The sequence below is a fragment of the Pseudoroseicyclus aestuarii genome (assembly GCF_003217255.1).
GTDB lineage: Bacteria > Pseudomonadota > Alphaproteobacteria > Rhodobacterales > Rhodobacteraceae > Pseudoroseicyclus > Pseudoroseicyclus aestuarii.
In genome coordinates, this window is the sequence record NZ_QJTE01000001.1 from 914,805 (window position 1) to 926,873 (window position 12,069).

Annotated in this window: 11 protein-coding genes; 8 read left to right on the forward strand and 3 right to left on the reverse strand. The window is 67.5% G+C overall.

Features of this window, described 5'->3' with window-relative positions; genetic code table 11:
* Window positions 1-7 precede the first annotated feature (7 nt).
* The 5 genes from DFP88_RS04285 to DFP88_RS04305 are packed head-to-tail and all read left to right on the forward strand — an operon-like array spanning window position 8 to window position 4,386.
* Entirely contained in the window at window positions 8-892 is an 885-nt protein-coding gene (locus tag DFP88_RS04285) for an ATPase (protein ID WP_110813176.1), read from the forward strand.
* 50 nt (window positions 893-942) lie between these two features.
* Window positions 943-1,875: a homoserine O-succinyltransferase gene (locus DFP88_RS04290; RefSeq protein ID WP_110813177.1), complete on the forward strand. Its 933-nt coding sequence runs from the start codon at window positions 943-945 to the stop codon at window positions 1,873-1,875.
* A 2-nt stretch (window positions 1,876-1,877) separates the two neighbouring features.
* Window positions 1,878-2,852: an alpha/beta fold hydrolase gene (locus tag DFP88_RS04295; RefSeq protein ID WP_425450810.1), complete on the forward strand. Its 975-nt coding sequence runs from the start codon at window positions 1,878-1,880 to the stop codon at window positions 2,850-2,852.
* A 47-nt stretch (window positions 2,853-2,899) separates the two neighbouring features.
* Window positions 2,900-3,769 (forward strand): polyphosphate kinase 2, encoded by an 870-nt coding sequence (ppk2, locus tag DFP88_RS04300; RefSeq protein WP_110813179.1) that lies wholly within the window; start codon window positions 2,900-2,902, stop codon window positions 3,767-3,769.
* A complete protein-coding gene (locus tag DFP88_RS04305; protein ID WP_110813180.1) occupies window positions 3,769-4,386 on the forward strand; it encodes a TetR/AcrR family transcriptional regulator in 618 nt (205 codons plus the stop codon). Before ppk2 ends, DFP88_RS04305 begins: the two co-directional genes overlap by 1 nt.
* Window positions 4,387-4,544: 158 nt before the next feature.
* On the opposite strand, the gene DFP88_RS04310 is transcribed toward DFP88_RS04305, so the two are convergent.
* Genes DFP88_RS04310 through DFP88_RS04320 form a run of 3 tightly spaced genes read right to left on the reverse strand, consistent with a single transcriptional unit; the run spans window position 4,545 to window position 7,311 of the window.
* A complete protein-coding gene (locus tag DFP88_RS04310; RefSeq protein WP_110813181.1) occupies window positions 4,545-5,630 on the reverse strand; it encodes an ABC transporter ATP-binding protein in 1,086 nt (361 codons plus the stop codon).
* Window positions 5,627-6,439 carry an ABC transporter permease gene (locus DFP88_RS04315; protein ID WP_110813182.1) on the reverse strand — a complete coding sequence of 271 codons (813 nt, stop codon included), beginning with the start codon at window positions 6,437-6,439 and terminating at the stop codon, window positions 5,627-5,629. The genes DFP88_RS04310 and DFP88_RS04315 overlap by 4 nt, the downstream gene beginning before the upstream one ends.
* Window positions 6,436-7,311: an ABC transporter permease gene (locus DFP88_RS04320; protein WP_110813183.1), complete on the reverse strand. Its 876-nt coding sequence runs from the start codon at window positions 7,309-7,311 to the stop codon at window positions 6,436-6,438. The genes DFP88_RS04315 and DFP88_RS04320 overlap by 4 nt, the downstream gene beginning before the upstream one ends.
* Window positions 7,312-7,575: 264 nt before the next feature.
* On the opposite strand from DFP88_RS04320, the gene gyrA reads away from it, so the two are divergent.
* The 3 genes from gyrA to DFP88_RS04335 all read left to right on the forward strand — a co-directional run bounded on the left by gyrA (window position 7,576) and on the right by DFP88_RS04335 (window position 12,069).
* Window positions 7,576-10,359 carry a DNA gyrase subunit A gene (gene gyrA / locus DFP88_RS04325; protein ID WP_110813184.1) on the forward strand — a complete coding sequence of 928 codons (2,784 nt, stop codon included), beginning with the start codon at window positions 7,576-7,578 and terminating at the stop codon, window positions 10,357-10,359.
* A gap of 65 nt (window positions 10,360-10,424) precedes the next feature.
* Window positions 10,425-11,780, forward strand: a complete 1,356-nt coding sequence (gene trmFO, locus DFP88_RS04330) for a methylenetetrahydrofolate--tRNA-(uracil(54)-C(5))-methyltransferase (FADH(2)-oxidizing) TrmFO (RefSeq protein ID WP_110813185.1) — start codon at window positions 10,425-10,427, stop codon at window positions 11,778-11,780.
* Between the two features lie 64 nt (window positions 11,781-11,844).
* Window positions 11,845-12,069 carry a hypothetical protein gene (locus tag DFP88_RS04335; RefSeq protein WP_110813186.1) on the forward strand — a complete coding sequence of 75 codons (225 nt, stop codon included), beginning with the start codon at window positions 11,845-11,847 and terminating at the stop codon, window positions 12,067-12,069.

Consider the following 12,069-nt stretch of genomic DNA (forward strand, 5'->3'; position numbering starts at 1 on the left):
CTATCGCATGATCTACGAGACCGCCGACGACTGGCTGAACGCCCCCGAGAAACGCGTGCTGCTCTTCGGCATGTCGGGCCTTGGCAAGACCCGCCTCGCCAGCCTGCTGCGCGCCGACGCGGCGAGCGGCGGCTGGTTCCACTACTCGATCGATTACCGCATCGGCACGCGGTACATGGGCGAATACATCGCCGACAACGCCAAGGCAGAGGCGATGAAGGTGCCCTTCCTGCGGGACCTTCTGATGACGGATTCGATCTACATCGGATCGAACATCACCTTCGACAATCTCAAGCCCGTCTCGACCTACCTCGGCAAACCCGGCGACGCGGCGAAGGGCGGCCTGCCCATCGCCCTCTACCGCCAGCGGCAGGAGCAGTTCCGCGAGGCCGAGACCCGCGCCCTGCTGGATACCCCCTACTTCATCGACCGGGCGCAGGCGCTTTATGGCTATCCGAATTTCGTCTGCGATACCGGTGGGTCGATCTGCGAATGGGTAGACCCAGCCGATCCTGGCGATCCGATCCTGACCGCGCTCTCGCGGTCCTCCCTGATGATCTGGATCGAAGGCTCCGAGGCGCATACCGAGGCGCTGGTCCAGCGCTTTGACCGGGCGCCCAAGCCGATGTCCTATTCCCCCGCCTTCCTCACCGGCGCCTGGGAGGGGTACTTGGCCGAGACCGGGCTGGCCGAGACGTCTGTCGATCCCGATGCCTTCATCCGCTGGACCTATGCCCGCGCGCTGGCGCATCGCCAGCCGCTCTATTCGGCGATGGCCGCGCGCTGGGGCGTGACCGTCACGGCAGAAGAGGTCGCGCAGGTCGAGGATGCGAGCGGCTTCGAGGCGCTCGTGGCCGAGGCGCTGCGGCGGCGAAAGACCCTGAACAGTTGAGACCGGCCCCGCACGGGGCTATGTCAGCGGTCTGACCAAGGAGGCCGCCGATGCCGATCAAGATCCCCCATGACCTGCCCGCCTGGAACGTGCTGACGCACGAGGGCGTCATGGTCATGCGCGAGGATCAGGCCGCGCGGCAGGACATCCGCCCGCTGCGCGTCGCGCTGCTGAACCTGATGCCCAAGAAGATCGCGACCGAGACGCAGTTCGCCCGGCTGATCGGCGCGACGCCGCTGCAGATCGAGCTCGACCTGATCCGCATGAGCGAGCATCAGTCGCGCAATACCGCCGCCGAGCATCTCGACACCTTTTACCGCAGCTTCGAGGAGGTCGCGGCCTCGGGCGACCGCTACGACGGGCTGATCGTCACCGGCGCCCCGATCGAGCATCTGCCCTTCGAGGAGGTGACCTACTGGGACGAGCTGCGCCGCGTCTTCGACTGGGCACAGACCAATGTCCATTCGACCTTCGGCGTGTGCTGGGGCGGCATGGCGATGATCTACCACCTGCACGGCGTGGCAAAGCACCTGCTGCCGGAAAAGGCCTTCGGCTGCTACCGGCACCGGAACCTCCTGCCCTCCTCGCCCTACCTGCGCGGGTTCTCGGACGATTGCACCGTGCCCGTCAGCCGCTGGACCGAGATGCGCGCGGAGGAGATCGCGGCCCGCCCCGGCCTCGTGCCGCTGCTGCACTCGGACGAGGTGGGGCCCTGCCTCGTCGAGGATCCGGGGCACCGCGCGCTCTATATCTTCAACCATTTCGAATACGACACGCAGACGCTGAAAGAGGAATACGATCGCGACGCCGCAGCCGGCGGGCCGGTCGAGCTGCCCCGGAACTACTACCCGGAGGACGATCCCACCCGCGCGCCGCTGAACCGCTGGCGCAGCCATGCGCATCTTCTTTACGGCAACTGGATCAACGAGATGTACCAGACCACGCCCTTCGATCTTGCCGATATCGGCAAGGGGGCGGAGTGAAGATCGCGCTCGGCCTCGGGCTGCTGGCCGTCCTGCTGCTGGCCGGCTGCGCCTGGACCGAGCGCCGCGCCGCCCGGCGCGAGGCGCTGGCCCACGAGGCCTACCCGCCGCTGGGCCAGCTGATCGAGGTAGGCGGGCGCCAGGTCCATGCCTTCGTCTCGGGGACCGGCCCTGATCTTGTGCTGATCCACGGCGCCAGCGGCAACCTGCGCGATTTCACCTTCGACCTCGTCGATCTGCTGAACGACCGCTACCGCGTCATCGCCTTCGACCGGCCCGGCTTCGGCTATACCGATCCGCTGGATGCCTCTCATGTCGCGGTCTGGGGCACCGCCGCCGCCACCCCGGCCGAGGAAGCCGCGCTTTTGCAGCAGGCCGCGGCGCAGCTGGGGGCAGACCGGCCCATCGTGCTGGGCCATTCCTACGGCGGGGCCGTCGCCGCCGCCTGGGCGCTGAACCATCCCGATCACATCGCCGCCTTCGTCGACCTCGCCGGCGCGACGATGCCATGGGAGGGCGGGCTCGGCCCGCTCTACAGCCTCAGCGGGACCGGGATCGGCGGCGCGGTGGCGCCGCCGCTGATCGCCGCCTATGTCGAGGAAGACCAGATCGGCGCCGCGATCGAGGGGATCTTCGCCCCCGACCTCGTGCCCGCGGGCTACCGCGAGGCTGTCGGCGCTGAGCTGGCGCTGGTGCGCAGCACCCAGCGCGTCAACGCGCGCGAGATCGGCGCGCTGAACGAGCAAGTGGCGCAGATGGCGCCGCGCTATCCCGCCCTCGCCCTGCCAGTCGAGATCGTGCACGGCGACGCCGATACCATCGTGCCCCTCGACACCCATTCGGAGCCGCTGTCGCGCCTTGTCCCGGGCGCGCATCTTACGGTGCTCGAGGGCGTCGGCCACATGCCCCACCACGTCCGCCCCGAGGCGGTGACGGCGGCCATCGACCGCGCCGCCTCCCGCGCCGGATTGCGCTGATCCACGCCGAGCCCCATACTTTCGCCTCAGCCCCCAGGAGACATGCCATGCCGCTCCCCTTCGATGGCGCGATCAGCGCGTTCCGCGACGACGAAGCCCCCGAGGCGCTGCGCGATGTGCTGGACGAGGCTGGCAAGAAGGACATCCCCAATCCCGACTTTCCCTACGAGGAGCGCTGGGACAAGGACGACTACCACGACGCGATGGAGGCGCTGCAGGTCGAGCTGGTCAAGCTTCAGGCCTGGGTCAAGGAGAGCGGCGCCCGCGTCGCGATCCTCTTCGAGGGTCGCGATGCCGCCGGCAAGGGCGGCACGATCAAGCGCTTTCGCGAGAACCTGAACACCCGCGGCGCCCGCACCGTCGCCCTGCCCAAGCCGACCAAGGAGGAGGCCGGGCAATGGTACTTCCAGCGCTACGTCGCGCAGCTGCCCTCGCCCGGCGAGATCGTGTTCTTCGACCGCTCCTGGTACAACCGCGCCGTGGTCGAGCCGGTCTTCGACTTCGCGACCGAGGCGCAGGTCGCCCGCTTCTACGACCAGGTCGAGCCCTTCGAGCGGATGCTGACCGACGACGGGATCCTGCTGTTCAAGATCTGGCTCAACGTCGGCCGCGCCACGCAGCTGCGCCGCTTCCTCGCGCGCGAGCGCGATCCCCTGAAGCAATGGAAGCTCAGCTGGATCGACGTGGAGGGGCTGCGCCGCTGGGACAGCTACACCAACGCCATCGAGACCATGCTGAACCGCACCGACTTCGGCTTCGCCCCCTGGATCGTCCTGCGCAGCGACGACAAGCGGCGGGCGCGGGTGAACGCGATCCGCAGCGTGCTTGCCCGGATCGACTACGCCGAAAAGGACGGCGGCGCCCTGGGCGAGGTCGATGGCAAGATTGCCGGCGGCGCGGATCTCTGGGCGCGGTAATGACCAAGCGCGGCTATCACCACGGCAACCTGCGCCAGGCGCTGGTCGATGCCTCGCTCGCGCTGATCGAGGCGAAGGGGCCGACCGGCTTCACCCTCTCGGAGGCTGCGCGCGAGGCCGGCGTGACCCCCGCCGCCGTCTACCGCCACTTCGCGGGGCGCGAGGACCTGATCGCCGAGGCCGCGCGGCAGGGCTACGAGATCTTCGGCGATCTTCTGGACTATGCCTATGACGAGGGGCGCCCCTCGACCCTCGCCGCCTTCGAGAAGGTCGGGCGCGCCTACCTGGCCTTCGCCCGGCGCTATCCGGGACACTACGTCGCGATGTTCGAAAGCGGCATCTCGATCCAGCGCGATCCGGGGCTGAACGCCGCGGCGACCCGGACGCTCGGCGTGCTGGAGCAGGCCGCCGCCGGCCTTGCGCAGCGCCTGCCCGAGGGGCGCAGACCGCCGCCGCAGATGGTCTCGGCCCATATCTGGGCGATGAGCCACGGGGTGGTGGAGCTTTTCGCCAGAGGCTCGCCGGGAACGAAGTCGCCCTTCCCGCCCGAGGACCTGCTGGAGACCGGGATCGGCATCTACCTGCGGGGCCTCGGCCTTCTGGGGCCGGACGCCTAGGCGTGCATCGGGGGTGCAGCGGGCCCAGGTCACTGGGAAAACAAGACACTCGGATCGCTCCGGGCCCGCTGGGTTTTCATTTGGAATAAAAGGCAGGCCCGAACAACCTTGCCTTTAAATCAGGCCCGCGCGCCGAAACTTTTGGCGATTAGCGGCGTTCAGGGCGCCAGCGGAACCAGGGACCGCTCGTCCCAGGCCACGCGCGTCGCCGTCCCGACCTCGAGCACGTCGCGCCCGACGAGGTTCTTCATCGCGATGTTCAGGGGCTCGTCCACGCCAGCGATGCGCACGTCGTAATAGGTCATGTCCCCGTAGTAGACGACCTCGTCGACGGTGCCTTCGACGGTGCGGCGCGTCGTCGTCTCGCCCTCGAAGAGAACCGCGAGGCTCTCGGGGCGCAGGCCGATCACCGCCGGGCCGGAGCCGAGGCCGGGGGTCACCCGGTCGGGCGGGATCATGGCGCGGCCAAGGCCGGCGACATCGGCCTCGACCCCCTCGCCCGAGCTGTGCAGCGTGCCCGGAAGGAAGTTCATCTTGCCGATGAAAGCGGCGACCTCGCGGCTGCGCGGGCGGGTGTAGATTGCCTCAGGGTCGTCCATCTGCCGGATCTGCCCGTCGAACATGACCGCCACGCGGTCCGACATCACCAGCGCCTCTTCCTGGTCGTGGGTGACGAGGATGAAGGTGATGCCGACCTGGCGCTGAAGCTTCATCAGCTCCACCTGCATCAGCTCTCGCATCTTGCGGTCGAGCGCGCTGAGCGGCTCGTCCAGAAGCAGCACCTTGGGCTTGAGGATCAGAGCCCGCGCCAGCGCCACGCGCTGCCGCTGCCCGCCCGAGAGGGCGTGGGCCGAGCGGGCGCCGTAGCCGCCGAGGCCCACCATCTCGAGCGCGTCCTTCACGGCCCCCGCCTTCTCGGCCTTGCTGCGCGGATCGCGGCGCAGCCCGAAGCCGACGTTCTCGGCCACGGTCAGATGCGGGAAGATGGCGTAGGACTGGAAGACCATGTTGGTGGGCCGCTTGTTCGCCGGCACCCCCGCCATCGGCCGCCCGTCGATGCTGAGCGTGCCGGCGCTGGGATCCTCGAAGCCCGCGATGGTGCGCAGCAGGGTCGTCTTGCCGCAGCCCGAGGGGCCGAGCAGCGAGAAGAACTCTCCTTGCTTTATCTCGAGGTCGATATCGCGCAGCGCGTGGTAGTCGCCGAAATACTTGTTGATGCCGCGAAGCTGGATCAGCGCCGTCACAGGAAGCCTCCGCTATCCTTGAGGCCGGCGCGGGCAAGGCCGCGGCGGCGGTAGAATTCCGCGATCGCCAGAAGGACGATCGACAGCGCCACGAGGATCGTCCCCAGCGCCATGACGACGGGCAGCTGCTGCGGAAAGCGCAGCAGGCCCCAGATATAGACCGGCATCGTCGGGTTGGAGCCGGTCAGGAAGAAGGCAATGATGAACTCGTCAAGGCTGATCGTGAAGGCGATGAGCAGCGAGCTGACGATGCCCGGCATGACCAGCGGCAGCACGACGCTGCAAAAGGCGCCCCAGCGCGATTCCCCGAGGTCCATCGCGCCCTCCTCGATCGAGGGGTCGAGGTTCTGGAAGGCGCCGTTCAGGATTGCGATGGAAAAGGGCGTGCACAGCAGCGTATGGGCCGCGATCACCGTCCAGTTCGACAGCTGCATGTCCAGCACCTGTCGCAGCACGATCAGCAGCGAGACGGCGATGATGATCTCGGGCAGCACCAGCGGCAGCATGACGAAGCCGAGGATGCCGCTCTTGCCGGGGAAATCCGCCATCGCGCCCGCGCGGGCGGCGCAGATGCCCAGAAGCGTCGAGAGAATGGCCGTCATCGCGGCGATGAAGAGGCTGTTGCCGACCGCATCCCCCAGCGCGGCATTGCCCCAGAGCGCCTCGAACCAGCGGGTCGAGAACCCCGAGAGCGGGAAGGCGATGATCGTCGCATCGTTGAAGGCGAAGATCGGCAGCAGCACGATCGGCGCATAGAGGAAGATCAGGTAAAGCACCGCGTAGATGCCAAGGATGCGCCCGCCGCTCATACCTGCCTCCGAAGCCAGCGCCGGTTCAGCACGATGAAGACCAGCGCGATGGCCGTGACGCAGACCATGGCCACCAGCGCCAGCGCCGCGCCGAGCGGCGCGTTGTTCAGCTGCAGGAACTGGGTCTGGATCATGTTGGCGATCAGCTTGCCGCCCGCGCCGCCCATCAGCTCGGGCGTGACGTAATCGCCGATCGTCGGGATGAAGACGATCAGCACCGCCGCCACCAGCCCCGGCATCGACAGCGGCAGCGTCACTCGGAGGAACGTGCGGATGCGCCCCTCGCCCAGGTCGCGGCTCGCCTCGAGCAGGCTGCGGTCGATCTTTTCCAGCGCGACGAAGATCGGCAGGATCGCGAAGGGCGCGAAGGCATGGGCCAGCGTGATGATCACCGCATTGACGTTGTAGAGAAGAAAGCTCAGCGGCTCGTCGATAATGCCGAGGCCGACGAGGCCGGAGTTCACGACGCCGTTGTAGCCTAAGATCACCTTCCACAGGAAGACGCGGATCAGGTAGCTGGTCCAGAAGGGAATGGTGATCAGGAAGATCCACATCGACTTCTTCGCCGGTGCGACGTTGAACGAGATGTAGTAGGCCACCGGATAGGCCAGCGTGACGGTGACCAGCGTCACCATGCCCGAGACGAAGACCGACCGTTGCAGCAGCAGCAGGTAGACCGGGCTGTCCCAGATCTCGCGGTAGTTCTGCAGGGTGAAGGCGGTATCCACCTCCATGAAGTCCTGCGTCCAGAAGCTGAAGAGCACCACGGCACAAAGCGGCAGCGCCAGCAGCAGCAGCGCATAGACCAGCGGCGGGGCGATCAGCACGGCTGCCCGCCCCCTGTCGCTCCTGGCAAACGCCCTCAATGCCATCGGCAGTCGCCCCCGTCTCGTCGCTAGGGATGCTGCACCGCAACACGCGGCAGGTTCAACAGGTAATCGCGCGTCAGCCGGGGGCGAATGCCCGGCGCCGGCGCCCAAACCTCTGCCATTGCGGGATTTTGCCGGCCATCTGGCCCGCCGGCACGGGTCGGGCCGCGCTGCGATGCAGCAGCCGCCGCCTGTTGCTACCACATGCCGGGCGGGATATAGAAAGGGCCAACAATATCTAGCGAAATTACAGCAGCAGGCCCCGCCTTGACCGACATCCCCGACACGCCAGAGGCGGCAGACGGCCCCGCCGGGCCGGAACGGCCGGTGCACACCGGCCCGACGATCTCCATCACGCAGGAGATGAAGACCTCCTACCTCGACTACGCGATGAGCGTGATCGTCAGCCGGGCGATCCCGGACCTGCGCGACGGCCTCAAGCCCGTGCACCGGCGCATCCTCTTCGCGATGCACGAGTCCGGGAACACGCACGACAAGCCGTACCGCAAGTCCGCCCGCTCCGTCGGCGACACCATGGGCAAGTACCACCCGCATGGCGACAGCGCGATCTACGACGCCCTCGCCCGGATGGCGCAGGACTTTTCCATGTCGCTGCCGCTGCTGGACGGTCAGGGCAACTTCGGCTCCATGGACGGGGACAGCCCCGCCGCCATGCGCTACACCGAGGTCCGCATGGACCGGCCCGCAGCCTTCCTGCTGAACGACATCGACAAGGATACCGTCGATTTCCAGGACAACTACGACGGCAAGGACCGAGAGCCGACGGTGCTGCCGGCGCGGTTCCCGAACATGCTGGTCAATGGCGCGGGCGGCATCGCCGTCGGCATGGCGACCAACATCCCGCCGCACAATCTGGGCGAGGTTGTCGATGCCACCCTCGCGCTGATCGACGATCCCGACATCTCGGCCGAGCGGCTGATGCAGATCGTGCCGGGGCCCGATTTCCCGACCGGCGGGCTGATGCTGGGCCGCTCCGGGGCGCGCAAGGCCTACCTCGAGGGGCGCGGCAGCGTCATCATGCGCGCCCGCACCCATGTCGAGGAGATCCGCAAGGATCGCGAGGCCATCGTCATCGACGAGGTCCCCTATCAGGTGAACAAGGCCTCGATGATCGACCGCATCGCCGAGGCGGCCCGCGACAAGCGGATCGAGGGCATCGCCCACGTCCAGGACGAGAGCGACCGTCACGGCGTGCGCGTCGTGATCGAGCTCAAGCGTGACGCCACCGCCGACGTGGTGCTGAACCAGCTCTTCCGCTTTACGCCGATGCAGACCAGCTTCGGCTGCAACATGCTGGCGCTGAACGGAGGACGGCCCGAGACGCTGACCCTGCAGCGATTCCTGTCGTCCTTCGTCGACTTCCGCGAGGATGTCGTGGCGCGCCGCACCGCCTATCTGCTGCGCAAGGCGCGCGAGCGGGCGCATATCCTCTGCGGCCTCGCCGTCGCCGTCTCGAACGTGGATGAGGTCGTCGCCACGATCCGCAGCTCTGCCGATGCGCCCGAGGCGCGCGAAAAGCTGATGGAGCGGCGCTGGCCGGCGCATGAGATCGCCGAGTACATCCGGCTGATCGACGATCCGACGCACAAGATGAACGATGACGGCACCTACAACCTCTCCGAGACGCAGGTGCGCGCCATCCTCGAGCTGCGGCTGCAGCGCCTGACGCAGCTCGGCGTGCAGGAAGTCACCGACGAGCTGCAGGAGCTGGCCGCCAAGATCCGGGATTACCTCGACATCCTCGGCAGCCGCGAGCGCATCCTCGACATCATCCGCAGCGAGCTGCGCGAGGTGAAGGACCTCTTCGCCGTGCCGCGCCGGACCGAGATCGTGGACTGGGCCGGTGACCTCGGCGACGAGGACCTGATCGAGCGCGAGGACATGGTCGTTACCGTCACGCAGGGCGGCTACATCCGCCGCACCCCGCTGGCCGATTTCCGCGCCCAGCGGCGCGGCGGCAAGGGCCTGTCGGGCGTGTCGATGAAGGACGAGGATGTCGTCACGACGCTCTTCGTCGCCAATACCCATACTGCGCTGCTGTTCTTCACCACCACCGGCATGGTCTACAAGCTGAAGACCTGGCGCCTGCCGCTGGGCAGCCGCAACAGCCGTGGCCGCGCGCTGGCCAATGTGATCGAGGGGCTGGAGCCGGGCACCGGCATCGCCGCGATCATGCCTGTCGACCGCGACGAGGACGAATGGGATCAGCTGCAGATCGTCTTTGCAACCTCTGCCGGAGATGTGCGGCGTAACGCCTTGTCGGACTTCACGAATGTCATGCGCAACGGCAAGATCGCGATGAAGCTGCCGGACGAGGAGACGCGGCTGATCGGGGCGCGCATCTGCTCCGAGGAGGACGACGTGATGATGTGGACCGACGCCGGTCGCGCCATCCGCTTCCGCTCGACCGACGTGCGGGTCTTCCGTGGCCGCGATTCCACCGGCGTGCGCGGCATCCGACTGCTGAACGGCGATCAGGTCGTCTCGATGACCACGATCCGGCACTACGAGGCCGATCCCGCGCAGCGCGCCGCCTATCTCAAGATGCGCCGTGCCCAGGCCGGCGTGACCGAAGAGGAGGCTGCGGACGACGAGGACAACGTCGAGGCGGGCGACTTCTCCGTCGCCGACTTCGCGCAGATGTCCGCCGCCGAGGAGCTGATCCTGACCATCACTTCCGGCGGGCTGGGCAAGACCACCTCGAGCCACGAGTACCCCGTTCGCGGGCGCGGCGGCCAGGGCGTGAACGCGATGGACCTCGGCGATCGTCGCGGGCGCGAGGCCGGCGCCATCGTCAGCGCCTTCCCTGTTGAGGCCAGCGACCAGATCATGCTGGTCACCAGCACCGGCCAGTCGATCCGCGTGCCGATCGAGGGCATTTCCTATCGCTCTCGCGGTGCCGGCGGCGTGCGCGTCTTCAACACCGGACCGGGCGAAGAAGTCGTCTCTGTCGCGCGCATCGCCGAAGCCTCGGACGCCGTCGACGAGGCGATCGAGGACGCGTCCCCCGAGGCGGGCGACGAGGACTGAGGTCACCCGGACCGCCCGGCCGCATCAGGCCGGGCGGACCTGACATTCAAACCAGCGGAGGCATCATGACGAAGCCCCTTCACATCGTCGGCGGTGGCATGGCCGGCTCCGAAGCCGCATGGCAGGCCGCAGAGGCGGGTCTGCCCGTCGTCCTGCACGAGATGCGGCCCAAGGTCGGCACCTTCGCCCATCAAACCGGCAATTTCGGCGAGATGGTCTGCTCGAACTCCTTCCGCTCGGACGACGACGAACAGAACGCCGTCGGCCTGCTGCACTGGGAGATGCGCCAGGCCGGCAGCCTCGTCATGGCCAGCGCCGACAAGCACCGCCTGCCGGCGGGCGGCGCCCTCGCCGTCGATCGCGAGGCTTTCGCGCAGGAGATCACCGACCACCTGCGCGCCCATCCGCTGATCTCCGTCTCGGACGAAGAGGTCACGGAGCTTCCCTCCGAGGGCCAGTGGATCTTCGCCACCGGGCCGCTGACCTCCCCTGCGCTCGCGCAGGCGATCCAGGCCGAAACGGGTGCGGAATCGCTCGCCTTCTTCGATGCCATCGCCCCCATCGTCCACGCCCATAGCATCGACATGGACGTGGCCTGGCGCCAGTCGCGCTACGACAAGGGCGAGACCGAGGACGAGCGCACGGCCTACATCAACTGCCCGATGACCAAGGACCAGTACGAGGCCTTCATCGACGCGCTTCTGGCCGCCGAGACCACACCCTTCCGCGAGGGTGAGGCGGCCGGCTATTTCGACGGCTGCCTGCCGATCGAGGTCATGGCCGAACGCGGGCGCGAGACGCTGCGGTTCGGCCCGATGAAGCCCATCGGCCTGACCAACGCGCATAAGCCTGACGAGAAGGCCTATGCCGTCGTCCAGCTGCGCCGCGACAACGCGCTTGGCACCCTCTACAACATCGTCGGCTTCCAGACGAAGATGAAGTACGGCGCACAGAAGGCTGTTTTCCAAACGATTCCCGGCCTGCAGGAGGCGGAGTTCGCGCGTCTTGGCGGGATCCACCGCAACAGCTTCCTGAACTCGCCCCGCCTGTTGGATGGGGCCCTGCGCCTGCGCAGTCGCCCGAACATCCGCTTCGCCGGACAAGTTACTGGCGTGGAAGGCTATGTCGAAAGCGCCTCGATGGGCCTCTTGGCTGGTCGCCTCGCCGTGGCCGAGGCGCAGGGGCAGGAGCTGCCCGCCGTCCCGGCAGAGACGGCGATCGGCGCGCTGGTCACGCATATCACCGGCGGGGCCGATGCCAAGACCTTCCAGCCGATGAACGTGAATTTCGGCCTCTTCCCCCCGCTCGAAGACGTGCGCGGCGGGCGCCGGGGCCGCAAGGAGCGGTACAAGGGCTACACCGACCGCGCGAAGCAGGCCTGGACCAATTGGCTCGAGCAGAAGGTAAAAGAGCCGGCCTAGGGCCATTGTCCGGGCGCGAAGGGCGCCCACATTAAGCCAAAGCTTTTCTGAACAAGGCTCTCGCATGCTCTATCTTCTCGCCCTCCTCCTGCCGCCGGTCTCGATCATGCTGACGGGCCGGGTCATCCTTGGCCTGGTCGTGCTGATCATCTGGCTTCCCGCCGTCCTGATCTCTGGCGGTCTCGGCCATCCGATCTTCATCATCCTGGCCTGGCTGATCATCCACCAAAGCTCCACCAACCGGAGCAACGACAAGCTTGCCCGCGCCATGAAGGGGCGCCGCGACTGA

What these genes read in the sequence shown, in the direction of transcription:
- DFP88_RS04320 (WP_110813183.1), bottom strand. Translation starts at nt 7,311, where the DNA reads ATGGCATTGAGGGCGTTTGCCAGGAGCGACAGGGGGCGGGCAGCCGTG.
- DFP88_RS04285 (WP_110813176.1), top strand. Translation starts at nt 8, where the DNA reads ATGATCTACGAGACCGCCGACGACTGGCTGAACGCCCCCGAGAAACGC.
- DFP88_RS04335 (WP_110813186.1), top strand. Translation starts at nt 11,845, where the DNA reads ATGCTCTATCTTCTCGCCCTCCTCCTGCCGCCGGTCTCGATCATGCTG.
- DFP88_RS04315 (WP_110813182.1), bottom strand. Translation starts at nt 6,439, where the DNA reads ATGAGCGGCGGGCGCATCCTTGGCATCTACGCGGTGCTTTACCTGATC.
- DFP88_RS04290 (WP_110813177.1), top strand. Translation starts at nt 943, where the DNA reads ATGCCGATCAAGATCCCCCATGACCTGCCCGCCTGGAACGTGCTGACG.
- DFP88_RS04305 (WP_110813180.1), top strand. Translation starts at nt 3,769, where the DNA reads ATGACCAAGCGCGGCTATCACCACGGCAACCTGCGCCAGGCGCTGGTC.
- trmFO (WP_110813185.1), top strand. Translation starts at nt 10,425, where the DNA reads ATGACGAAGCCCCTTCACATCGTCGGCGGTGGCATGGCCGGCTCCGAA.
- ppk2 (WP_110813179.1), top strand. Translation starts at nt 2,900, where the DNA reads ATGCCGCTCCCCTTCGATGGCGCGATCAGCGCGTTCCGCGACGACGAA.